This window comes from Paraburkholderia tropica (assembly GCF_900109265.1).
GTDB classification, from domain to species: domain Bacteria; phylum Pseudomonadota; class Gammaproteobacteria; order Burkholderiales; family Burkholderiaceae; genus Paraburkholderia; species Paraburkholderia tropica.
On the sequence record NZ_FNZM01000003.1, the window covers coordinates 99,577 to 122,479 of the forward strand.

At 63.8% G+C, this 22,903-nt stretch carries 20 protein-coding genes; 16 read left to right on the forward strand and 4 right to left on the reverse strand.

Annotated features, from left to right (window positions below; all coding sequences use genetic code 11):
- Positions 1-26 precede the first annotated feature (26 nt).
- The 4 genes from hflC to BMY06_RS05050 are packed head-to-tail and all read left to right on the forward strand — an operon-like array spanning position 27 to position 4,742.
- A complete protein-coding gene (gene hflC, locus BMY06_RS05035) occupies positions 27-1,094 on the forward strand; it encodes a protease modulator HflC (RefSeq protein WP_124263345.1) in 1,068 nt (355 codons plus the stop codon).
- Entirely contained in the window at positions 1,091-2,125 is a 1,035-nt protein-coding gene (locus BMY06_RS05040) for an SPFH domain-containing protein (protein WP_074981864.1), read from the forward strand. Before hflC ends, BMY06_RS05040 begins: the two co-directional genes overlap by 4 nt.
- Positions 2,122-4,146, forward strand: a complete 2,025-nt coding sequence (locus tag BMY06_RS05045; RefSeq protein ID WP_244144267.1) for a heavy metal translocating P-type ATPase — start codon at positions 2,122-2,124, stop codon at positions 4,144-4,146. The genes BMY06_RS05040 and BMY06_RS05045 overlap by 4 nt, the downstream gene beginning before the upstream one ends.
- Positions 4,143-4,742, forward strand: coding sequence for a GNAT family N-acetyltransferase (locus BMY06_RS05050; protein WP_074981866.1), 600 nt, complete (start codon positions 4,143-4,145; stop codon positions 4,740-4,742). The genes BMY06_RS05045 and BMY06_RS05050 overlap by 4 nt, the downstream gene beginning before the upstream one ends.
- Positions 4,743-4,760: 18 nt before the next feature.
- Here BMY06_RS05050 and BMY06_RS05055 read toward each other — a convergent pair whose 3' ends face one another.
- Positions 4,761-7,211: a DNA polymerase II gene (locus tag BMY06_RS05055; protein ID WP_080180897.1), complete on the reverse strand. Its 2,451-nt coding sequence runs from the start codon at positions 7,209-7,211 to the stop codon at positions 4,761-4,763.
- 218 nt (positions 7,212-7,429) lie between these two features.
- On the opposite strand from BMY06_RS05055, the gene BMY06_RS39490 reads away from it, so the two are divergent.
- From BMY06_RS39490 to phbB, 5 genes are all read left to right on the forward strand, one after another.
- Positions 7,430-7,576: a hypothetical protein gene (locus BMY06_RS39490; RefSeq protein ID WP_167371395.1), complete on the forward strand. Its 147-nt coding sequence runs from the start codon at positions 7,430-7,432 to the stop codon at positions 7,574-7,576.
- A 195-nt stretch (positions 7,577-7,771) separates the two neighbouring features.
- Positions 7,772-8,896 carry a porin gene (locus tag BMY06_RS05060; protein WP_065061542.1) on the forward strand — a complete coding sequence of 375 codons (1,125 nt, stop codon included), beginning with the start codon at positions 7,772-7,774 and terminating at the stop codon, positions 8,894-8,896.
- A 330-nt stretch (positions 8,897-9,226) separates the two neighbouring features.
- Complete coding sequence (gene phaP / locus BMY06_RS05065; protein WP_074981867.1) at positions 9,227-9,760, forward strand: TIGR01841 family phasin; 534 nt, start codon at positions 9,227-9,229, stop codon at positions 9,758-9,760.
- 203 nt (positions 9,761-9,963) lie between these two features.
- Positions 9,964-11,145: an acetyl-CoA C-acetyltransferase gene (locus BMY06_RS05070; protein ID WP_074981869.1), complete on the forward strand. Its 1,182-nt coding sequence runs from the start codon at positions 9,964-9,966 to the stop codon at positions 11,143-11,145.
- A 212-nt stretch (positions 11,146-11,357) separates the two neighbouring features.
- The gene (gene phbB / locus BMY06_RS05075) at positions 11,358-12,101 is read left to right on the forward strand and encodes an acetoacetyl-CoA reductase (RefSeq protein ID WP_065060995.1); all 744 of its coding nucleotides are present in this window, start codon (positions 11,358-11,360) and stop codon (positions 12,099-12,101) included.
- Between the two features lie 65 nt (positions 12,102-12,166).
- On the opposite strand, the gene BMY06_RS05080 is transcribed toward phbB, so the two are convergent.
- The 3 genes from BMY06_RS05080 to BMY06_RS38445 all read right to left on the reverse strand — a co-directional run bounded on the left by BMY06_RS05080 (position 12,167) and on the right by BMY06_RS38445 (position 14,202).
- Positions 12,167-12,547: a hypothetical protein gene (locus tag BMY06_RS05080; RefSeq protein ID WP_065060994.1), complete on the reverse strand. Its 381-nt coding sequence runs from the start codon at positions 12,545-12,547 to the stop codon at positions 12,167-12,169.
- A 68-nt stretch (positions 12,548-12,615) separates the two neighbouring features.
- A complete protein-coding gene (locus BMY06_RS05085) occupies positions 12,616-13,839 on the reverse strand; it encodes an MFS transporter (RefSeq protein WP_080180775.1) in 1,224 nt (407 codons plus the stop codon).
- A gap of 84 nt (positions 13,840-13,923) precedes the next feature.
- Positions 13,924-14,202 (reverse strand): hypothetical protein, encoded by a 279-nt coding sequence (locus tag BMY06_RS38445; protein ID WP_124263097.1) that lies wholly within the window; start codon positions 14,200-14,202, stop codon positions 13,924-13,926.
- 254 nt (positions 14,203-14,456) lie between these two features.
- On the opposite strand from BMY06_RS38445, the gene BMY06_RS38450 reads away from it, so the two are divergent.
- The 7 genes from BMY06_RS38450 (at position 14,457) to BMY06_RS05120 (ending at position 22,813) form a co-directional block, all read left to right on the forward strand.
- Positions 14,457-14,651, forward strand: a complete 195-nt coding sequence (locus tag BMY06_RS38450) for a hypothetical protein (protein WP_124263098.1) — start codon at positions 14,457-14,459, stop codon at positions 14,649-14,651.
- 507 nt (positions 14,652-15,158) lie between these two features.
- Complete coding sequence (locus BMY06_RS40450; RefSeq protein WP_269453904.1) at positions 15,159-15,779, forward strand: H-NS histone family protein; 621 nt, start codon at positions 15,159-15,161, stop codon at positions 15,777-15,779.
- A 964-nt stretch (positions 15,780-16,743) separates the two neighbouring features.
- The gene (locus BMY06_RS05100) at positions 16,744-18,093 is read left to right on the forward strand and encodes an MFS transporter (protein ID WP_065060990.1); all 1,350 of its coding nucleotides are present in this window, start codon (positions 16,744-16,746) and stop codon (positions 18,091-18,093) included.
- 37 nt (positions 18,094-18,130) lie between these two features.
- Positions 18,131-19,156, forward strand: a complete 1,026-nt coding sequence (locus tag BMY06_RS05105; RefSeq protein ID WP_065060989.1) for an amidohydrolase family protein — start codon at positions 18,131-18,133, stop codon at positions 19,154-19,156.
- A 2-nt stretch (positions 19,157-19,158) separates the two neighbouring features.
- Positions 19,159-19,842, forward strand: coding sequence for a 4-carboxy-4-hydroxy-2-oxoadipate aldolase/oxaloacetate decarboxylase (gene ligK / locus BMY06_RS05110; protein WP_074981872.1), 684 nt, complete (start codon positions 19,159-19,161; stop codon positions 19,840-19,842).
- Between the two features lie 92 nt (positions 19,843-19,934).
- The gene (locus BMY06_RS05115; protein WP_074981874.1) at positions 19,935-21,269 is read left to right on the forward strand and encodes an MFS transporter; all 1,335 of its coding nucleotides are present in this window, start codon (positions 19,935-19,937) and stop codon (positions 21,267-21,269) included.
- 218 nt (positions 21,270-21,487) lie between these two features.
- Entirely contained in the window at positions 21,488-22,813 is a 1,326-nt protein-coding gene (locus tag BMY06_RS05120; RefSeq protein ID WP_074982179.1) for a leucine-rich repeat-containing protein kinase family protein, read from the forward strand.
- Positions 22,814-22,903: the final 90 nt, after the last annotated feature.

Consider the following 22,903-nt stretch of genomic DNA (forward strand, 5'->3'; position numbering starts at 1 on the left):
CGAACCTTGAGCAAGGGTATTTGAACGTGGGCCACTATCACGCGCACGGCGATGCGCATTCACATCATCATCACGGTCATCACGGCCACGCGCACGGCGCGGCGGGCGCGCCCGCGCCGCGCCCGCGTTTCGTGCTGCGCGTGACGCTGGCCGCGCTCTGCGTGCTGATCGCGCTCGTGGTCGCGAGCTTCGTGCAGGTGCGCGAAGGCGAGGCCACGGTGGTCACGCGTTTCGGCGATCCCGTGCGCGTGTTGCTCAAGCCGGGCCTCGCGTGGCGCTGGCCCGCGCCGATCGAAGCGGCGGTGCCCGTCGATCTGCGTCTGCATACGACGTCGAGCGGCTTGCAGGACGTGGGCACGCGCGACGGTCTGCGCATCATCGTGCAGGCGTACGTGGCGTGGCGCGTGCCGGAGAACGCGAACGACATCGGCCGCTTCGTGCGCGCGGTGCGCAACGAGCCCGACGAAGCGGCGCGGCAGATCCGCTCGCTGGTGGGCTCCGCGTTGCAGACGACGTCGGCGGGTTTCGATCTCGCCTCGCTGGTGAATACCGATCCCACGCAGGTTCATATCCCCGAATTCGAGGAGCAGCTGCGCCGTCAGGTCGATGCGCAGGTGTACACCGCGTATGGCGTGCACGTCACGCAGGTCGGGCTGGAGAAGCTCACGCTGCCCGCCGTGACGCTCGCGGCGACCGTCGAGCGCATGCGCGCCGAGCGCGAGACCGTGGCCGCGCAGCGCACGGCGCAAGGCGCGCGCGAAGCGGCGCAGATCCGCTCCGACGCCGACCGCGACGCGCGCGTGCTGATCGCCGACGCCAACGTGAAGGCCGCCGAACTCGAAGCGCAATCGCGCAAGGACGCGGCCGCGATCTACGGCAAGAGCTACGCCGCCGATCCGCAGCTTTATACGATGCTGCGCTCGCTCGACACGCTCGGTTCGGTCGTCAATACGAACACGAATCTGATTCTGCGCACCGACGCCGCGCCGTTCCGCGCGCTCGTGCAAGGGCCGCCGGGACTGGGCGGCGCGAGCACGACCTTCACGGCGCCGCCGACGCACGCGAGCGCCAAAGCCGCTGGAAAGGCCCGATGAGCACACGCGACGACTTCCCCGCGCTCGGACCCGGCGCCCAGGCCGTGCGCCTGGCGTTCTGGTTCGTCGCCGTGCTGGCGGTGCTGGCCGCGCTCGCGTGGGCGACCTCGAACGTGCGCCGCATTCCGGCCGACAGCAGCGCGGTGGTCACGCGCTTCGGCGCGTTCGCGCGCAGCCAGGGCGCGGGCCTGCTCGTGGCGTGGCCACGTCCGTTCGAAAACGTGCTGCTCGTGCCGGGCAGCGAGCGCGTGATGGAGCGGCGCATCGTGTCGCTGTCGCGCGATCCGCGCGCGAGCGCCACGCTCGGCCTCGACAGCGACGCACTCGCCGGTTCGGGCTACGTGCTGACCGGCGACAGCGGCGTGGTGCAGGTGAGCGCGACGCTGTTCTATCGCGTCGCCGATCCCTACGCCTACGCGCTGCAACTCGATCATCTCGACGACGCGCTCGAACGCATCGTCAGCGCGGCGGTCGTGGAGACGACGGCGCAGCGCGACCTCGACGCGATTCTCGTCGCGCGCCCCGAAATGGTGGCCGCCGATCAGCAGATGGCCGTGCGTCGCGAGCAGTTGCGCGGCGATCTCGCGCGGGCGATCCAGCGTCATCTCGATGCGCTTGCGGCCGCGCATGCGAGCCTCGGCATCGAAGTCGCGCGCGTGGACGTGCAGGCGTCGTTTCCGGGCTCGGCGATCGACGCGTTCAATGCGGTGCTGACGTCGATGCAGAACGCCGAACGCGATGTCGCGAAGGCGCGCACGATCGCGGAGAAAACGCGCCAGGGCGCGCAGCAGAACGCCGACCGCATCGTGCAGGACGCGCAGGCGAGCGCCGCCGAACGCGTGGCGACGGCGCAATCCGAAACCTCGACGATCGCGCAGCTCGAAGCGGCGCTCGCGCAGGATCACGATCCGGGGCTGGTGGCGCGTGCGTATCGCGAGCGCGTGCAGGCCGTGCTGGCCAGGGCCGCGCGCGTGACGACGCTCGATCCGAACGACGCGTCGAGCCTCGTCTTGCCGGGACGCGCGCCATGACGATGAATACGCAAACGGAAGCGCTCGAACGCGATGCAGCGAACCTCGACCCGCACGCGGCACCTCACCATACGCACGAAGCCCACGCCGATCACCTCGCGCCCGGCCTCGCGATGTCCGCCGAGGAGCGCCGCGCGATCACGCGCCACACGCTGCTCGCGCTGATCTCGGGCGGTTTGCTGCTGCTCTCGCTCGCGTGGCCGCATCTCGTTCAGGGCGATGCGACGCTCGCGCAATTGCTCGCGGCGGCCGCTTCGATCGTCGTCGCGCCGCCGGTGTTCGCAGGTGCGTGGCACAGCCTCAAGTCGCCGAGCCTGCACGGCGTGACCGACCGCCTGATCGCGCTCGCGATGCTGGGTGCGTGGGCCGTCGGCGACATGACGACCGCCGCGCTGCTGCCCATCGTGATGACCTTCGGCCACGCGCTCGAAGAACGCAGCGTGCTCGGCTCGCAGGAAGCGATCCGCGCGCTCGGACGGCTTACCTCGGGCATCGTGCGGCGCGTGAGCGCGACGGGCGCCATCGAGGAAGTCGCGTACGACGCGCTGCGTCCCGGCGATCTCGTCGACGTGCTGCCGGGCGCACGCATTCCCGCCGACGGGTGCGTGCGCGAAGGCCGGTCGAGCGTCGACAACGGCCCGATCACCGGCGAGTCGCTGCCGCAGGACGCCGCCGAAGGCGCGAGCGTCTACGGCGGCGCGATCAATCTCGACGGACCGCTGCGCGTGGAGGTCACGCAGGTGGGCGAGGCGTCGACGCTCGGCAAGGTCGTCGAGTTGATGCAGCGCGCGGAAGCCGCGAAGCCGCCCATCACGCAGGCGCTCGAACGCTATATGGATGCATATCTCGCGCTCGTGTTGCTGATCGCGGCGATTGTCTGGTTCGTGAGCGCGAACGCGTCGGCGATGCTCGCGGTGATCGTCGCGGCTTGCCCGTGCGCGCTCGTGCTGGCCGCCCCGGCGACGGCCATCGCGGGCATCGCGGCGGGCGCGCGGCGCGGCATGCTGTTTCGCAACGCGGCGTTTCTCGACAAGATCGCCGAGATCGATTCGCTCGTGATCGACAAGACCGGCACGCTCACGCACGGCGAGCTGCGCGTCACGCAGATCGCGTGGCAGCCTGGCGTGAATGAAGCGCGGGCGCGCGCGCTGGCCGTGCGGCTCGCGCAAGGCAGCGCGCATCCGGTGTGCCGCGCGCTGGTGCGCGACGGTCTGAATGCGGAAGCCGAAGCGCAGGCGCAGGACGTGCACGATCTGCGCGAGCTTCGCGGCCTCGGCGTGCACGCGAACACGCGCAACGGCGAAGCCGTATTGGGCCGCGACGAACTGCTCGCGCAATACGTGGATGCGCTGCCGTCCGCGCCCGCTGAATTCGACGGCCCGCGCGCGGGTCTCGTGCAAAACGGCAAGCTGCTCGCGTGGTTCGGTTTCGCGGATACCTTGCGCGCCGAGGCGCGCGAGGCGCTCGCCGATCTGCGCGCGCTCGGCATCGCACGCGAAGCGCTCGTGACCGGCGACCGCGCGGACGTAGCGCACAAGCTGGCGGCGCAGGTCGGCATCGCGACTGTGGTGGCGCAGGCGCTGCCGCACGACAAGCTCGATTACGTGCTGCGCGAGAGCGATGCGGGGCATCATCCGCTCGTGGTCGGCGACGGCCTGAACGACGTGCTCGCGATCAAGGCGGGCTCGACGAGCGTGGCGATGGGCGAGCGCGGCACCGACATCGCCGTGGCGTCCGCCGACGTGGTGTTGCTCGCCGACGATCTGCGCCGCCTGCCCGACTGCATCCGGCTGGGCCGCCGCTGTCGCCGCATCGCCACGGCCAACGCCGCGATCGGCTTGACGTGGACGGTGGCCGTGATCGCGCTGGCGGCGCTGGGCGCATTGGGTGCGGTGGCGACGGCGATCCTGCATAACGTAGGCACGTTCGTCGTGATCGCGAACGCGGGCCGCCTGCTGCGCCGCGAGGACCACGAACAGCACGCTACCTCGCGCCGAACGCCAACACACGAACCATCATGAACGACACGTCTTCCCATTCAACGCCGACGCTGACGGGCGACATCGTCGAACTGCGTCCTCTGCGCGCGGATGACGCGAGTGCCCTGATCGATGCCGCCGCCGACGGCCAACTCTGGAATCTCAAAGTGACCTTGGTGCCGGGACCGGGCACCGCCGACGCCTATATCGACAAGGCGCTTGAAGGCGAGCGCGCAGGCACCGTCATGCCGTTCGCGATCGTGCAGCGCGCGACGGGGCGTGTGATTGGCAGCACGCGCTTCTGGAAACTCGACCGCGCGAATCGCAAACTCGAAATCGGCCATACGTGGCTCTCGGCGTCGATGCAACGCTCGGCGGCGAATACCGAGGCGAAATATCTGCTGCTGACTTATGCGTTCGACACGTTGCAGTGTGTGCGCGTGCAATTCACCACCGACGAATTGAACGAGAAATCGCGCGCGGCTATTTTGCGCATCGGCGCGAAACAGGAAGGCATCGTACGCCACGAACGCATCATGCCCGATGGACGCAAACGCAATTCCGTGCGCTTTTCCATCATCGACGACGAATGGCCGGACGTGCGGGCGAATCTCAAAGCGCGTTTGAAGTCGCGTTAATCTGCGTGAATTCGGAAACTAGAAGAGACTCGCCTGGCCGGAAATCACGGTTTCGAATTCTTCGCGCAGGAACGGCAGAATCGCATCGGCGACCGGCTGCAACTGACGCGAGAGATAGAACGCGTAATCGAGCGGCGAACTGAGCGTTTCGAGCGGTTCGGGACCGGCCGTGGTCATCACGTAGCTGATCCAGCCGCCATTCTGATATTGCAGCGGGCGGCCGAGCTGGCGATTGAACTCGTCGGCGACACGCGCGGCGCGCACATGTGGCGGCACGTTGCGCTGATACTCGCTGAGCGGGCGGCGCAGCCGTTTGCGAAACACCAGCTGCTCATCGAATTCGCCGCGCAAGGTCTGCTGCACATAGTCGCGAATATAGTCGGCGTACGGCTCGCGCTGAAATACGCGGCGATACAGTTCGCGCTGGAATTGTTGTGCGAGCGGCGTCCAGTCGGTGCGTACGGTTTCGAGTCCCTTGAACACGATTTCTTCGCTGCCGTCTTTCGCGCGCGACAGGCCCGCATAACGCTTCTTGCTGCCTTCCTCGGCGCCGCGCACCGTGGGCATCAGAAAGCGCGAATAATGACGCTCGAATTGCAATTCGAGTGCGCTTTCCAGACCGAAGCGCGTCTGCAAATGCGCTTCCCACCAGGCGTTGACGTGCGCGACCAGTTCGCGGCCCGTGCGCGTGGCGTCCTCTTCCGAATGCGCGCGCTTGAGCCAGACGAAGGTCGAATCGGTATCGCCGTAAATCACGTCGTAACCTTGCGACTCGATTAATTCACGCGTTTTACGCATGATTTCGTGGCCGCGCATGGTGATCGACGAGGCGAGGCGCGGATCGAAAAAACGGCAACCCGTCGAACCGAGCACGCCGTAAAACGCGTTCATGATGATCTTGAGCGCCTGCGAAAGCGGCGCGTTTTTCATGCGCTTGGCCTGTTCGCGGCCTTCCCAGACCTGCCGCACGATTTCGGGCAGACAGTGCATCGTGCGCGAAAAACGCGCGCCGAGAAAGCCGGGCACTGAGGCCTCGTCGCCGGGCTGACGCAAGCCTTCGATCAGCCCGACCGGATCGATCAGAAACGTGCGGATAATCGACGGATACAGGCTCTTGTAATCGAGCACGAGCACCGAATCGTAAATGCCGGGCCGCGAATCCATCACGAAACCGCCGGGGCTGTTTTCGCCCACGATGTCGCCGAGATTGGGCGCGACATAACCGAGCCGATGCATGCGCGGCAAATACAGATGCGTGAAAGCCGCGACCGAACCGCCACTGCGATCCACGGGCAAGCCCGTAACCGAGGCGCGTTCCAGCAAAAACGCCATCAATTCGGTTTTCTCGAAGATGCGCGTAACGAGTTCGCAGTCTTTGAGGTTGTAGCGCGCGAGCGCGGGTTTATCCTCGTCGAAGCGGCGCTGGATTTCGTCCATGCGCTGATACGGATTGTCGATCGACTTGCCTTCGCCCAGCAGCGTTTGCGACACCGATTCGAGGCTGAACGACGGAAAACTCCAGGTCGCGGAACGCAGGGCCTCGATGCCGTCGATAATCAATCGGCCCGCCGCCGCAGCGAAATAGTGATTCTGATTGATACTGTGCTCGCGCCATTCCATGACGGCGCCACCGCGGCCGAGGCGCAATGGCACACCATATTGACGCGAATGTTCGTGCAGCACGCGCAAATCGAATTGCACGAGATTCCAGCCGATAATCGCATCGGGATCGTGCAGCGCCATCCACGCATTCAGGCGCTCCAGCATCTGCGCTCGGGTGTCGCAATACTCGAAATCGAAATCGAGCCCGCTCGCGTCGCCATTTTCGGGCGCGAGCATATACACCTGACGTTGTCCGCAACCCTCGAGCGCGATCGAATACAGTTCGCCGCGCGCGCTGGTTTCAATATCGAGCGACACGAGTTTCAACGCGGGGCGATAATCGCTCGCAGGTTTCATCTCGCCGTCGATCAGCACGCCGCGCGCGTCGGGCGTGCCGCGAAACAGCACGGGCGCGGTGATGAAACGCTCCATCATGTAGCGGTCGGGCGGCTGAATATCGGCTTCGTAGATATTCACGCCCGCTTTCGCGAGCCGCTTCGCCGCGCTGGACAATTGCCGATACTGCCGCGCGTAAAGCCCGAACACGGGCCGCTGATGGAAGTCCTTCAATGCGAGCGGGCGCCATTCCACGCCGGGTTTTGCGTCGAATTCAGCGCGTGCCGCGTCCTGCTGCTCGACGGGCACGAAGGCCACCGAGGTTTGCGCGCGCAGGCGCAACTGGCGCGGCCCCGTGGGCGTGGCCAGCCAGAAGTCGACTTCGGTATGCGTGGGCGTGTCGCGCCAATGGCGGGTGAGGATGAAGCCTTCGTTCAAACTCGCCTGCGCGTCGGCATCGGCGCCCGCCGTCAATTCACCCTGAAACTCGCTCACGTCCCGTACCCGCAGGCCTGCTTGGATTGCAGGCATTGTACCGCTGCGTGCGGCGGCGGACGTGCGGATGTGCGGCGCGGCGCAAGCCGGGCGACGGCAGCGTGCAGCGGCTGTGTCCGAACGCGTTCGCGCATCTGGACACAGCCTGTCCGGATGCCGACATAGATTACTTTGCGCTGCGTGCTCGTCCGCCTCGGATTGATGCAGCCGCCCAAAACGCAGCGCGCTTAACGACGCACAACGGAGCCACGCACATGTTCAATCATCACAACTCGCCGCTCGAGCATCTCGCCGCTTTCGCCATCACGCTCGCCGTGGGCGTGATTTCCACGGTCGCGCTGGGCAAGTACATCGACAAAGTGCGTCGCGATGCGATCGCATCGGTCGCGCAGCCGCGCTGAAGGACGCGTTGATTCCACCGGATCTCGCAAAGGTCTCTTCTCGCACAAGCACTTAGTGCGAAAATTTCGGTATTCGACACTCCTCCCTTCATCAACAACGGATCGACACGGCTTGCGCGCCGTGCCGTTCCCATTGAATCGGGGAGATCGGATTTGTACGCAAGAACATGGGGAAAGAGCGGCGGCCTGCTGTTCATGGCGCTGGTCGCGAGCGGTGCGGCCCACGCACAAAGCAGCGTGACGCTGTACGGCAAGATCGAGGACGGGCTCAATTACACGAGCAACGCCCGGGGCCAAAGCGCGTATCAACTGGAAAGCGGGTATGACTACGGTAGCCGCTGGGGATTGAAGGGCAGCGAGGATCTCGGCGGCGGCACGCACGCGATCTTCCAGATCGAAAACGGCTTCGACGTGAATACCGGGCGCAATAGCCAGGGCGGCCGCGAGTTCGGGCGTCAGGCATGGGTGGGCATCGCATCCGACCAGTACGGCACGCTGACGCTGGGCCGCCAGTACGATCCGAGCGTCGACATGTTTTCGCCGACGACGGCCAACGGCAACTGGACCGGCTACATCTTTGCGCACCCCTACGACAACGACAACACCGACTACTCATTTCGCGCGAATAACGCCGTCAAATACGTTTCGCCGACCTACCGCGGATTCAGCGCGGAAGCCATGTATGCGTTCAGCAATCAGGCAGGCGGATTCGCGGATAACCGCCTTTATGGCTTCGCCGCGCAATACGTGCACGGCGGCTTGACGGTCGCGGCGTCGTATTTGAAGCTGAATCACCCCGGCACCACCTCGGGCGCAGTCTCCGACGACAGCACGTTCAGTGCGTCGTCGCAGCAGAATATCGGCGTGGGCGTGAATTACGCGTTTGCGGACTGGCTGCTCGGCATTGCGTATTCGCATGTCGATGTCTACGATCCGACCGCTAACGCCTATTTCACGTCCGACGGCGGCTCGACGCAGCCCGCGGGCGGCACGTGGCACGCGTGGAAGTTCGACAACGTCGAAGTCAATGCGCTCTATCACTTCACGCACGCGCTGTATCTCGGCGGCGCGTACACCTACACCCAGGCGAATCTCACCTCGAACGTGGGCAGCTTCCGCCCGAAATGGCATCAGGTGAGCCTCAAGCTCAATTACGACCTCTCGTCGCGTACGTCCGTTTATCTCGAAGGCGCATGGCAGCATGCAGTGAGCGCCCACACCGGTACCCAATTCGACTACGCGAACATTCCGGGTTCGGCCGATATTTCGTCTGGAGAAAACCAGATGATTTATCGCATCGCAATAATTCACGGCTTCTGATCGTCTGACCTCCAACCCATGGCGATGCGTTGTCCGGCTGCGGTATTGGGCCGTTCAACGCTCGCTAATACGTTTTAGCCTGTATTCAAGGGCTATTCTTTATTTGCCAGACAACCGCAAAAAATAAACCCATCCCGAATACACCAGGGTTAATACCTAATTCCGTGTTGCACAAAATTGTTAAATTTCTGGCTTAGAATCAAATCTCTAAATGGCGCCGCGAATCGAGCAGGCCGCTGAAATGAGAGATCGAACGCTACGTTCCGGGCCGCTTTTCGGATGCGCCATTTAGTCAATCCATTTAGCATTTCTAATCATGGAGCATCGTCGATGACTGTTTCCGCACCCGAGCATCTTCGCGCCAATTACGCATCCGGCGTCGCGACCTGGTTTGCTCTGATCACGCCCGCATGGCAAGGCGCGGAAGCCGTGATCGCGCTCAACATGCAGGCAGCGCGCGCGGCGCTCAACGAGAACGAAGCCGCGTTCAAGTGCGCCTTGCAAACCGGCAGCCCGGTGGAATTCTTCACGCAGCAAGTGAGCGCCTCGCAGCAACTGGCCGCGAAAAGCCTCTCGTATAGCCGCCATCTATTCGACATCGCCACGAAGACTCAAGCCGCATGGACCGAAGTCGTGCAAGCGCAGGCCACGCAGCAAGAGCGCGGCCTGAAGGCGTTGACCGATCAATTCTCACAGCATGCACCCGCGGGTTCGGAAGCCTTTATCGCGGCCATGCGCTCCACGTTTTCCGCGTTCGGCAATGCTGCCGAGAGCATTCGCGGCATGACCCGTCAGGCCATCGAAGCGACGCAAGGTCAATTCGACACGGCCGCCGCCACGGCCAGCGCGGCCGCCAAACAATAATCCTTCGCTTTACGTCACGCGGAAAGACGCTGCGCACGACGTCGTGTGCTCAGCGTCTTTCGCGGTTTCACCGATTCGTCATTCGCGTGTGATAAGACCTCAAACCGCTGCGTCGATCATGTCATCGCATGCGTGGTGGGTCGTTCGATCAGCGTGAATATGCATCGCGGATTTCGTGAGTACTTCTAACGCAGGAATGGATAATGACTGAGATTGTGATCGTTTCGGCCGCCCGCACCGCGGTAGGCAAGTTCGGTGGCTCGCTCGCGAAGGTGGCGGCGCCGGATCTGGGCGCCATCGTCATCAAGGCGGCGCTGGAGCGCGCGGGACTCAAGCCCGAGCAGGTCAGCGACGTGATTCTGGGGCAGGTGCTGACGGCCGGTTCGGGCCAGAACGTGGCGCGTCAGGCTTCGATCAAGGCGGGTCTGCCGGCGGCCGTGCCGGCGATGACGATCAACAAGGTCTGCGGTTCGGGCCTGAAAGCGGTGATGCTGGCCGCGAACGCGATCATCGCGGGCGACGCCGAGATTGTCGTGGCGGGCGGCCAGGAAAACATGAGCGCGGCGCCGCACGTGCTGCCGGGCTCGCGCGACGGCTTCCGCATGGGCGATGCGAAGCTGATCGACAGCATGATCGTCGACGGCCTGTGGGACGTGTACAACCAGTACCACATGGGCGTCACGGCCGAGAACGTCGCGAAGGAATACGGCATCACGCGCGAAGAGCAGGACGCGTTCGCCGCAGCCTCGCAGAACAAAGCGGAAGCCGCGCAAAAAGCCGGTCGGTTCGACGACGAAATCGTGCCGGTCGAAATTCCGCAGCGCAAGGGCGATCCGCTCGTGTTCAAGACCGATGAATTCGTGCGCCATGGCGTGACGGCGGAATCGCTCGCGGGCCTGAAGCCGGCGTTTGCGAAAGAAGGCACGGTGACGGCGGCGAATGCGTCGGGCATCAACGACGGCGCGGCGGCGGTGGTCGTGATGTCGGCGAAGAAGGCCGAAGAACTCGGTTTGAAGCCGCTCGCGCGCATCAAGGCGTACGCGAGCGCGGGCGTCGATCCGAAGGTGATGGGCATCGGTCCGGTACCGGCGTCGCAGCGCTGCCTGGAGCGTGCGGGCTGGTCGGCGAGCGACCTCGATCTCATGGAGATCAACGAGGCGTTCGCGGCGCAGGCGCTCGCGGTGAACAAGCAGATGGGCTGGGACACGTCGAAGATCAACGTGAACGGTGGCGCGATTGCGATCGGCCATCCGATCGGCGCATCGGGTTGCCGGATTCTGGTGACGCTGCTGCACGAAATGCAGCGCCGCGACGCCAAGCGTGGTCTGGCATCGCTGTGCATTGGCGGCGGCATGGGCGTGGCGCTCGCGCTCGAGCGCGGCTGATCCACCTTTAAGGTTGATGGGGTCCCGCACGGCGCCGGCGTGCCGGCGGGCCCCAAAAAAGTGTTCGCGCAATATCAGACGTTAGTAAAACCCGCGCGCGCTTGCTTGCGGCGTCCCCACACACACGACGCTTGCCGGGCAACGAACAACGTGACGAACCATCGAGTGGTGTCACGCCATTATATGAAGTATGACTCTCGCGGATATACAGGATGACTAATCGTATTGCATTGGTAACGGGTGGAATGGGCGGTCTTGGCGAGGCGATCAGCGTGCGCCTGCACGACGCGGGCTACAAGGTCGTCGTCACGCATTCGCCCGATAACGCCGGAGCGAAGGACTGGCTGTCGCGCATGGAGTCGGCGGGCCGCGGATTTCATGCGTATGCGATGGACGTGGCGGATTACGATTCGTGCCAGCGCGGCGCCGACAAGATTCAGAGCGAAATCGGTCCGATCGACATTCTGGTGAACAACGCCGGCATCACGCGCGACATGACGTTCCGCAAACTCGACAAGGTGAACTGGGACGCGGTGCTGCGCACCAATCTCGATTCGATCTTCAATATCTCGAAGCCCTTGTGCGACGGCATGGTGGAGCGCGCGTGGGGGCGCATCATCAATATTTCGTCGGTGAACGGGTCGAAGGGTTCGGTGGGGCAGACCAATTATGCGGCCGCGAAAGCCGGTATGCACGGTTTCACCAAATCGCTCGCGCTGGAAGTGGCGCGCAAGGGCGTGACGGTGAATACGATTTCGCCGGGTTATCTCGCGACGAAAATGGTCACCGCGATTCCGCAGGACATTCTCGATTCGAAGATCCTGCCGCAAATTCCGATGGGCCGTCTCGGCAATCCGGACGAAGTGGCGGCGCTCGTGCTGTTTCTGTGTTCGGACGACGCAGGTTTCGTGACCGGCGCGAATATTCCGATCAACGGCGGCCAGCACATGCAGTGACGCAGTGATGCAGTATTGAAGTGAAGACAACGCGCGCCGTGGTGCGCGCGTTGTCCGTTGCGCCATTATTTCGGCAACAGGCTCTTGCGGCTGCGATTACGCGGCTTGGGCTCGACGCCCACGCGCTCATCGCGCGCGAGCACGAGGGCCGTCAACTCCTCCACGACCGTTTCGAAGGCCGGGTCGGCCTGCGAGATATACAGCCATTTCCCGAGCACGGGATGCGGGCGCAGCGCCGGAATCGCGTCGATCAGCGCCGCGTGACGGTCTTTCGACGTGCACACGAGCATGCCGCTCCAGGGCTCGCCGCGATCGGCGGCAATCAGACAGAGCAGGCCGTCGAGATAGGCGGCGTCGCAGCCGAACATCAGCTTGCGGACGTAATTCGGTTCGCGCTCGAAGGCGTCGAAAATCCAGACCAGCGAATTGCGGATGGAAGACGGCATGGTGTTCGGTTCCTCGACGGTCCCGCCACGCGCGGGACCTCGCGAAACATCATACGTGATCGCGCCGCTCAGGCCGCCTTGCGGTCGAGCGAGAACGACACCATCAACACGGCGATGCCGAGCACCGCGAGAATCGCGCCCACCCAGCCGGTCGCGATCCAGCCGAAACCCATCGCGATCACAATGCCGCCGAGCCACGCGCCGAGCGCATTGGCGATATTGAACGCGCTGTGATTGAGCGCGGCGGCGAGCGATTGCGCGTCCCCGGCCACGTCCATCAGGCGCGACTGGAACGCCGGCGTGCAGGCGGAACCGAAGCCCACGCAGAACAGAATCGGCAGCATCGCCCAGAGATGCGGCGCGGCGACCACGAACACGAGCAGGATGACCGCCGTGAACGCGTACATGCCGAACATGGTGCGCTTGAGCCAGCGGTCGGCGAGCCAGCCGCAGGCCATATTGCCGAGAATCATGCCGACGCCGATCAGCGCAAGCGCCCACGGCACGTGATAGCTGGCGACGTGCGTGACTTCGGTGAGCGTGGACGCCACATAGCTATAAACCGAGAAAATGCCGCCGAAGCCGACCGCCGAGGCGAGCAGCGTGAGCAGCACTTGCGGGCGGCCGAGCGCGCCGAGTTCGGTCAGCGGGCTCGCCTTGTTCGACATCGGCAATGCCGGCACCGACCACGCGATCATGCCCGCCGTGACGAGCGCGATGATCGCCACCGCCGCGAAACACGCCTGCCAGCCGAGGCCCTGACCGAGCCAGGTGGCGACCGGCACGCCAATCACATTCGCGACGCTCAGTCCCAACATGACCTTGCCGATGGCCGCGCCGCGTTTGTGCGGCGGCACGAGCGCGGCGGCGGCGAGCGCGGCGAGGCCGAAATACGCGCCGTGCGGCAGACCGGCAATAAAGCGGCTCACGAGCACGAGCGAGTAGCTGTGGAAAATCGCGCTCGCGCCATTGCCGATCGCGTAAAGCAGCATCAGCAGAATCAGCAGCGCGCGCCGCGGCATTCTCGCGAGCAACACGGTGATCAACGGCGCGCCGACGACCACGCCCGCCGCATACGCGCTGATCATATGGCCCGCTTGCGGAATCGATACGTGCAGATCGCCGGCCATTTCGGGCAGGATGCCCATCGCGGCGAATTCGGCGGTGCCGATGGCGAATCCGCCCAGGGCAAGCGACAGTTCGGCGATGCCGAGCCCATGCGGCGGCTCGATCGGCGCCACGACGCGCTCGACGTGTTCTTCCCGAACAGGGGTTTCTGCAGAGGCACTCATGAATTTTTCTAAAGACTTATTGCGTACTGGATGGGCGATTTGCCCATTTGGCGTGGTGGAAAGCGGGTTGACGGAGGCTGCAGGTTAAATGAACAAAATAAATGCACAAATCAAGTGCAAAAAAGCAAGCAAAAAGACGGTGTGAAGCGAATGCGCAGACGAAAGCTTTGGGTGACCGCGAGCGGGCGTTGAGCGGTTCAGTGGGCGTTCTGTCAGTTTGGTTCGGTCGGTGATTTGGCCGGTGATTTGGCCGGTGATGTTGCCGGTGTATTGCCCGGCGGTTTGCCATCTTTCAGATGAGACCGGTTCGCAGCGTATCACCTGTTGCACGTTCGCGCATGACAACGCCGCATCCGCGATCACGAATCAGCGCTCGTTGGCCGACATCTCGGATGTGGGGTGTATCGAGTCCGGCTTCGTTCGCCACCGATATGCAACTGACTATATTGCGCGCAAACGAAACGGCAAATCGCTTTCACACCGAGACGCAGCGTGCGTTCTTGGTGGTGATCGTGCGGCGCGACGCGGCGCTGATCGGCTGTTGCGTGAGCTTGCGTTCGGCGATGGAAAGCGTCCGCGAAGGACAGTTCTTCGCGTCATTATATGATTTGTAGACAATGACGATCCCGTTTGCCAAAAAATGTGCGCATGAAGCGGTGTGCCTCGATGGGTATTCTGGGCTGGAAGGCGCAGATCTCGTGCCTTCACGTGATCGTCGCTTCACTTTTGCCACGCGCTATCAGATGAACGGCCAGGCGCACAAGCCGGTGCAAAAACGCGCTTCAATCGCAACCGCTTATCGTGTGCGATGACGATTGCGAAGTCGCGATCGACGGTATCGATCGCTTCATTTCGCCACGCCACTCAAGCGCGAATCGAATCGCCCTTGGCGGCCATTGGCGTCCTGGCGGATCATCGTTCTTAAAAGAAAAACACAACCGCAGACGTGCGCGACTACCGATAGTCGAAATCACGATGCCGGTCTTGCATGAAAAATGCGGTAAAGACGGCGCAGCACTTTTTTCGCGGCGATAGAAGCCTGCGCAAGCGCATGCACAAGCGTCGTATGTTTCAATTTTTGAAACTGCGGACCGGCTTCATCAAGCGCACGACATGGCATGCGAAGAGAAAAATGACTGGGTATTTCGTTCGCTGTTAGCTTGTGGTGAAAGCGTTCGAAAGATTTTCGTGGCGAAAAAGTCAATTTCAGCCCGTCTATTGATCGAATACGGACACGCAATTTGCATGTGTTGCCGATTTGCCTTCATAATCTGCGTGGCGCAATGATATCGCCACAATGTCTCCGGCCAAACTTCGAGATGCCAAAGAAGTCTTTTTCAGGCAGAGCCGGCAGACGCATTCCTGACAGGGAGGGAAGAATGGTTACGCTCGACTCGATCAACTCGAAAATTGCAAAACTCCAGAAGCAGGCGACCGCCATTGCGGAAAAGCAGACTTCGGTCGGCCTCGCGAAAATTCGCGATCTGATGCACAAGCATGGCTTGAGCCTCGTCGATATCGAAAGCTTTGTCGGGAAAAGGCGCGGTCGCAAGCCGGGCGTCAAGGCCGCGAACGGCGTCGTTAAAACGCGGCGTGCAAGCGCGCCGGTCGCGCCGAAATACGCCGACCCGAAAACGGGCGCAACGTGGACCGGCCGTGGCCGTGCACCGGCCTGGATTCGCGACGTGAAAGACCGCTCGAAATTCCTGATCGCCGGCGCGGTGGAAAGCAAGGCCGCCGCAGCAAAGAAAGCACCGGCAAAACGCGCTGCGGCCAAGAAGCCGGTTGCAGCGAAGAAGGCCGCTGGCCGTCGCGCAGCAGCACCGGCTGGCGCCACGCGCGCACGCAAGACCGTCGCTGCGAAAAAGCGCGGTGCGCCGCGCAAGACGGCTGCAAAGGCGGCAACGACTGCTGCAGCACCGGCAGCGGCTGCAGAATAAAGCCGCATGGCGGTCGAATAACCGTGGCTGGCGGAGCGCTGCTTCGCTTTTCAATGGCGCAATGCCGGCTACGGTTGTTAATTCCTTTACCGCTTCACCGCTTGATCGTTTCGACCGCTCAGTTCAACAGCTAACATCAACAGCTAACTTCAACAGCGAGTCGGTTTATCTTCCGCTCCTCCAATCTGCAATCTGCAATCGCGTGGTGCATTCTGCTGCACTGCGCCAATTCCACTCGATTTCCCTACATTTCCAGTTAGCCCTGAATCGCGCGACGAGAAAACTCGCGCGCCAAAAGTTGGGCGACTCGCGGAAGCCGAACCGTTTTTCCCCAGGCGCGTTTTAATTCGCCCGACTTCGGACGAACACGTTTCTGCATCGCCAGTCCGCTGAAGGCGGCACATATTTGATCAGGTTTCCGAACGATTCAAGCGCCCTCGATCGCAAGGCGTTCGCTTTCATGCGCCTGTCGTTAGTCCGGCCGACAGGCGCTCGTCGTGCCCGCCTGATCGTTTTCACCTACGCTTTCGACAGACGATCTCCACCCGGCCGCACGGACACCCGCACGCCCTTCGATCGAATTCAGCGGGTTTCTCCGATTTCATGCCCCCCGCGCGGAGCCCGATTGCGAAGTCTTGCAATCCCCATCTGTTTCGTTTATCGACTGGTTCGCGCGCCACTGCGTTCGGGCACCGCGCGGTGATCCGACGCAAGCCACGCCAGGCCTTATGCGGCTTGGCTTTCAGGCTTGCAAGCCTGGCGCGGAAAGCGTCGCGCTGCCCCTTGCATTCCACGTTCGGCGGCTTGACTTGTGGTTAACCCGTAGTAGCCTCGGGTCGGCGGTCTCCTTATTGTCAGCGCCAATCGACCGGAAAATCCGGCGAGCGCGGCTAGACAAGATGAATTCGCGGTGCGCGTAGCACGAATGTGCGGGCAGCACCGCCATGACAGAGGAGACGAGGCAATGGCGGGGAGCAGGGTTATCGACATCAAGGCCTTCATCGACGAGCAGAAGATTACGGCGTACCAGTGGTTGCTGGTCGCACTGTGTTTTCTCGTGGTGACGGCGGACGGCATGGACGTGGCGATCATGGGTTTCGTCGCGCCGCCGATTCTTCACGAATGGGCGATTTCCCGCCCCGCGTTTGGCCTCGTCATGAGCGCGGCGCCGCTCGGCCTCGTGATTGGCGCGCTGGTGGCGGGTCCGTCGTCGGACCGTTTCGGGCGCAAGGTGGTGTTGCTGTCGTCGATTTTCGTCTTCGGGATCTTCACGATCGCGACAGCGTTCACGAGCACGCCGACTGAAATGGCCGTGCTGCGTCTGCTGACCGGTATCGGTCTCGGCGCGGCGATGCCGAACACGACGACGCTGCTGTCGGAGTACGCGCCGCAACGCAAGCGCGCGCTGATGATCACCATCATGTTCACGGGCTTCAATCTGGGCTCGGCGCTGATTGGTTTCGTCGCGGGCTGGCTGATTCCGACGCACGGCTGGCGTGCGGTGCTGATCGTCGGCGGTGCGTTGCCGCTGGTGATGATCCCGCTGCATCTGTGGCTGCTGCCGGAATCGGCGCGTCTGCTGGCGGTGCGTGGTGCGGCCTCGGCGCGGATCGCGCAGATCCTGAACCGCGTCTGCGAAGGCCGCTTCACGGGTGAGGAGCGCTTCATCTCGAACGAGCCGCCGGTGCCGTCGCGCAAGCCCATCGGCATCCTGTTCTCGCAGGGCTATGGCGCGATGACGCTGCTGTTGTGGGTGACGTATTTCATGGGCCTGCTGGTGATTTATCTGCTGACGGGCTGGCTGCCGACGCTGATCAAGGACGCGGGCCTTTCGGTGACGGTCGCGGCCAATGTGACGGCGATGTTCCAGATCGGCGGCACGATCGGTGCGGTGATCGTCGGCTGGCTGATGGACAAGACGCGTCCCGCGCCGGTGATCAGCGCGGCTTACGTGGGCGGCGGGCTGTGCGTGCTGGCGGTGGCGTCGGTGGGCGCGCTGTCGTCGAGCTTGACGATGCTCGTGTTTGCTGCGGGCTTCTGCATGAGCGGCGCGCAGACGGGGTTGAATGCTTTTGCGCCGGGCCGTTATCCGACCCAGGCGCGCGCCACGGGCGTGAGCTGGATGCTGGGCATGGGCCGTTTCGGCAGCATTTTCGGCTCGGCGATCGGCGGTGCGCTGCTCGGTCTCGGCTGGGGTTTCGAGTCGATTCTCGCGACGCTGGCGGTGCCGGCGGTGCTCGCAGCCATCGCGATCCTGTTCGCGCAGCGTACGAGCGTGGCGGCGGCGAACGCGACGGTGGGCGCCTCGCATTGAACCGTTTCAAGAATTTTTCATGTAGTACGGAATACTGATGATCATTGACATCCACGGTCACTACACGACCGCTCCCAAGGCGCTGGAAACGTGGCGCAACCGCCAGATCGCGGGCATCAACAGCCCGTCGGAGATGCCGTCCGTCTCCGAGCTGAAGATCAGCGACGACGAGCTGCGCGAGTCGATCGAGCAGAACCAGCTGCGCCTGATGCGCGAGCGCGGCCTCGACCTCACGGTGTTCAGCCCGCGCGCCAGCTTCATGGCGCACCACATCGGCGATTACGAAGTCTCCGCTACGTGGGCCGCGATCTGCAACGAGCTGTGCTACCGCGTGAGCCAGCTGTTTCCGGAGCATTTCATTCCAGCCGCGATGCTGCCGCAAAGCCCCGGCGTGGATGTCGCAACCTGTATTCCCGAACTCGTGAAGTGCGTGGAGCAGTACGGCAATGTGGCGATCAATCTGAATCCGGATCCCTCGGGCGGCCACTGGACGAGCCCGCCGCTCTCCGACCGCTCGTGGTATCCGATCTATGAAAAGATGGTCGAATACGACATTCCGGCGATGGTGCACGTGAGCACGAGCTGCAACGCGTGCTTCCACACCACCGGCGCGCATTATCTGAACGCGGACACGACGGCGTTCATGCAATGCCTCACGTCGGATCTGTTCCGCGATTTCCCCACGCTGAAATTCGTGATTCCGCACGGCGGCGGCGCGGTGCCGTATCACTGGGGCCGTTTCCGCGGCCTCGCGCAGGAAATGAAAAAGCCGCTGCTCGAAGAGCATCTGCTGAAAAACATTTTCTTCGACACCTGCGTGTATCACCAGCCGGGCATCGACCTGCTGACGAAGGTGATTCCGGTCGACAACATTCTGTTCGCCAGCGAAATGATCGGCGCGGTGCGCGGCATCGATCCGCAAACGGGCCATTATTTCGACGATACGAAGCGCTACGTGGAAGCCGCGGACATGAACCCGGACCAGCGCTACAAGATTTACGAAGGCAATGCGCGTCGCGTGTATTCGCGCCTCGACGCCACGCTCAAGGCACAAGGACGTTGAACATGACTGAACTCGGAGTGGTGTATCGCAACATCGCCCGCGCGGAACGCCGCGCGGCGGACGAACTCGGCGCGCTGGGCAGCGCGACCGTGCACGAAGCCATGGGCCGCGTCGGCCTGATGAAGCCGTATATGCGGCCGATCTACGCGGGCGCGCCGGTGAGCGGCACGGCCGTGACGGTGCTGCTGCATCCCGGCGACAACTGGATGATGCACGTGGCCGCCGAGCAGATTCAGCCCGGCGACATCGTGGTCGCGGCCATCACGGCCGAATGCACCGACGGTTATTTCGGCGACCTGCTGGCGACCAGCTTCAAGGCGCGCGGCGCGCGTGCGCTGATCATCGACGGCGGCGTGCGCGACGTGAGCGTGCTGCAGGAAATGGGCTTCCCGGTGTGGAGCAAGGCCATTTCGTCGAAGGGCTGCATCAAGGCGACGCTCGGCTCGGTCAACATTCCCGTGGTGTGCGCGGGCGCGCTCGTGAATCCGGGCGACGTGATCGTGGCCGATAACGACGGCGTGGTCGTGGTGCCGGCGGCGAAGGCCGTCGATACGCTCGATAAAGCCATCGCACGCGAATCGTTCGAAGGCGAAAAACGCGCGAAGCTCGCTTCGGGCGTGCTCGGCCTCGACATGTACAAGATGCGCGAGCCGCTCGAAAAGCTCGGGCTGCGCTATATCGACTGAGTGGTTTTCGCTGGGTTGTCGCGGTTGTCGTAGCGCTTCGGCGCATGCAGGCAAGTGAGGCACGGCATCAGGCAGGTGGAAGGAGACAGAGCATGTTCAAGTGGTACACCGAGTTGACGAAGCCGGAGAAGCGCACCTACTGGGCGTGCTTCAGCGGCTGGGGACTCGATGCGATGGATACGCAGATGTATGCCCTCGCGATTCCCACGCTGATCGCCCTCTGGGGCATGACGCGCGGCCAGGCCGGCATTCTGGGCACGACGGTGCTCATCATGGCGTCGCTGGGCGGCTGGATCGCGGGTATTCTCGCCGACCGCTACGGACGCGTGCGCATCCTGCAGATCACCATTCTGTGGTTCTCGGCGTTCACGCTGCTCTCCGCGTTCACCGACTCGTTCTGGCAACTGATGATCACGCGCGGGCTGCAAGGCCTCGGCTTCGGCGGCGAATGGGCCGTGGGCGCGGTGCTCATCAGCGAAACGATCCGTCCGCAAGTGCGCGGCCGCGCGGTCGGCTCGCTTCAGGCGGGCTGGGCCGTGGGCTACGGCGTGGCCGTGCTGCTCTCCACCTTGCTGTTCAACACGCTCGAACCGGCGCTCGCGTGGCGCGTGATGTTCGCCATCGGCCTGCTGCCGACGCTGCTCGTGCTGTGGATTCGCCGACACATCAAGGAAGCGCCGGTGTTCGCGCAGATCCAGCGCGAGCACGCCGAGGACCGCCCGAGCATCTGGGAAGTGTTCGCCGCGCCCACGCGCATGACCACCTTCAAGGCGATCCTGCTGACGTTCGGCATCTACGGCGGCAACTACGTGATGATTACGTGGCTGCCGGCGTATCTGAAACTCGCGCTGCATCTGTCGATCACGAACGTGGGCGGCTATCTCGCGATCAACATTCTCGGTTCGTTCGCGGGCGCGTTCCTGAACGGCTGGATGGCGGATCGCTTCGGCCGCCGTTATACGTTCATCGTGATCGCGTGCCTGCAGGCGATTGCCGTGGCCACGTACACGCTCGTGCACATCACGCTGCCGGTCACGCTGGTGCTCGGCTTCGTGCTGGGCACGCTGCAATCGGGCACGGCGGCGGGCACCGGTGCGTATATCGCCGAACTGTTCCCGACGCGCATCCGTGCATCGGCGCAAGGGCTGTGCGGCAACGCGGGCCGCGCGATCGGCGCGATCATGCCGACGATGGTCGGCGTGCTGAGCGCGAAACTCGAACTCGGCGCGGCGATGGGCATCTGCGCGTGCGTCTCGTATCTGCTCGTGGTGACGGCGGCGCTGATGCTGCCCGAAACGCGCGGCCGCGATCTCTCGCAGGTCGCAACGGACGACGACGCGGAGCGCGCGCAAGACACGCAACCCTCCGACGCGCGTCTGCAACGCGTGAGCGTCACCGAGGACGCAGGCGGCGCGCGCCGCCCGTAAATCAGACGTGATGCAGCAACGGCGCCGCGTGGAGGCTCACGCGGCGCCGTTGTCATTTCTGCCCGCCGACATGGCGCTCGCGAAGGGATCGCGCCCCGTTCGACACGCGTGAAATCGCGCCATCGCCGCCCTCGCGGATCGTTCCCGCTAGAATTGGCAGCATGGACGCCGCCTGCGCGCATCCGACACTCCCTGCCATTCTCCGATTCGATCCACGCGTGACCACCGCCACCCTCGAACAACTGCGCGCCGGCCGCCTTGCCGGCGCACGACAGCTCAAGCTCGCTTGCGGGTTGACCGAATTCCCGCGCGAGATTTTCGATCTCGCCGACACGCTGGAAGTGCTCGACCTTTCGGGCAACGCGCTGACTTCGCTGCCCGACGACCTGCCGAAGCTGCGCCATCTGCGCATTCTGTTCGCGTCGAATAATCCGTTTACCGCGTTGCCGCCGATGCTCGGCGATTGCGCGTCGCTGAGCATGGTCGGTTTCAAGGCGAACCGCATTCGCCACGTTGCGGCGAGCGCGCTGCCGCCGTCATTGCGCTGGCTGATCCTGACCGACAACAACATCGATGCGTTGCCGCAGGAAATCGGCGAACGTCCGCAATTGCAGAAACTGATGCTGGCGGGTAACCGGCTGCGCGCGCTGCCGGAGACGATGGCGGCCTGCGAGCGGCTCGAACTGCTGCGGCTGTCGGCGAACCGGCTCGACGCGTTGCCGGACTGGCTGTTGCGTCTGCCGCGGCTCGCGTGGCTCGCTTATGCGGGCAATCCGCTGAATGCGATGCGCGAACAGGCTGCGCTCACGGATGCCTCGGTGCCCGATATCGACTGGCATACGCTCGCGCTCGGGCAAACGCTGGGCGAGGGCGCGTCGGGCGTGACGCATCGCGCGACGCGTCTGTTGAAGGACGGGCATCCGGCCGAAGCGGTCGCCGTGAAGCTGTTCAAGGGCGCGGTGACCAGCGACGGATTGCCGGAACTGGAAATGGCGGCGTGTTTGCAGGCGGGGCCGCATCCGAATCTGATTCCCGTGCTGGGCAAGGCCACGGGGCATCCGCTCGGCGAGCATGGGCTCGTGATGGCATTGATCGATCCGGCGTTCGGCAATCTCGCCGGGCCGCCGAGTCTCGATTCGTGCACGCGCGATGTGTACGCCGCCGATACGCTGTTCGACCGGACCGTGGCGCTGCGGATCGCGAGCGGAATGGCGTCGGCGGCGCGGCATCTGCATCGGCGCGGGATCATGCACGGCGATCTGTATGCGCACAATATTCTGCATGACGGCGCGGGGCACGCGTTGCTCGGGGATTTTGGCGCGGCGTCGTTGTTCGACGCGCGCGACGAGTCGCTGGCGCAGTCGCTCGAGCGGATCGAGGTGCGGGCGTTCGGGTGTTTGCTCGAGGAACTGGCGTCTCGCCTGGTGGGGGAGGCTGGCGAGCTGGCTGCGGCGTTTCAGGCACTGGTTACGGATTGTCTGGCCGCAAGCGTCGAGCACAGACCGTCGTTCGACGAGGTCGTGGAGCGCCTGGCGCCGCTATAACGGATATGGCGGCGCGGGCGCGGGCGCGCCGCGAATGCACCGTCTGCGGCACCGTCTGGAACACGTCGGCGAGCAGGAGCAGCGAGCAGG

Coding starts and splice junctions, on each gene's coding strand:
- phaP (WP_074981867.1), top strand. CDS start 9,227: ATGACTGTTTCCGCACCCGAGCATCTTCGCGCCAATTACGCATCCGGC.
- BMY06_RS05055 (WP_080180897.1), bottom strand. CDS start 7,211: ATGCCTGCAATCCAAGCAGGCCTGCGGGTACGGGACGTGAGCGAGTTT.
- BMY06_RS05050 (WP_074981866.1), top strand. CDS start 4,143: ATGAACGACACGTCTTCCCATTCAACGCCGACGCTGACGGGCGACATC.
- BMY06_RS05100 (WP_065060990.1), top strand. CDS start 16,744: ATGGCGGGGAGCAGGGTTATCGACATCAAGGCCTTCATCGACGAGCAG.
- BMY06_RS38450 (WP_124263098.1), top strand. CDS start 14,457: ATGACGATCCCGTTTGCCAAAAAATGTGCGCATGAAGCGGTGTGCCTC.
- BMY06_RS05060 (WP_065061542.1), top strand. CDS start 7,772: ATGGCGCTGGTCGCGAGCGGTGCGGCCCACGCACAAAGCAGCGTGACG.
- BMY06_RS40450 (WP_269453904.1), top strand. CDS start 15,159: ATGCCAAAGAAGTCTTTTTCAGGCAGAGCCGGCAGACGCATTCCTGAC.
- BMY06_RS39490 (WP_167371395.1), top strand. CDS start 7,430: ATGTTCAATCATCACAACTCGCCGCTCGAGCATCTCGCCGCTTTCGCC.
- BMY06_RS05080 (WP_065060994.1), bottom strand. CDS start 12,547: ATGCCGTCTTCCATCCGCAATTCGCTGGTCTGGATTTTCGACGCCTTC.
- BMY06_RS05105 (WP_065060989.1), top strand. CDS start 18,131: ATGATCATTGACATCCACGGTCACTACACGACCGCTCCCAAGGCGCTG.
- BMY06_RS05070 (WP_074981869.1), top strand. CDS start 9,964: ATGACTGAGATTGTGATCGTTTCGGCCGCCCGCACCGCGGTAGGCAAG.
- phbB (WP_065060995.1), top strand. CDS start 11,358: ATGACTAATCGTATTGCATTGGTAACGGGTGGAATGGGCGGTCTTGGC.
- BMY06_RS05040 (WP_074981864.1), top strand. CDS start 1,091: ATGAGCACACGCGACGACTTCCCCGCGCTCGGACCCGGCGCCCAGGCC.
- BMY06_RS05085 (WP_080180775.1), bottom strand. CDS start 13,839: ATGAGTGCCTCTGCAGAAACCCCTGTTCGGGAAGAACACGTCGAGCGC.
- ligK (WP_074981872.1), top strand. CDS start 19,159: ATGACTGAACTCGGAGTGGTGTATCGCAACATCGCCCGCGCGGAACGC.
- BMY06_RS05115 (WP_074981874.1), top strand. CDS start 19,935: ATGTTCAAGTGGTACACCGAGTTGACGAAGCCGGAGAAGCGCACCTAC.
- BMY06_RS05045 (WP_244144267.1), top strand. CDS start 2,122: ATGACGATGAATACGCAAACGGAAGCGCTCGAACGCGATGCAGCGAAC.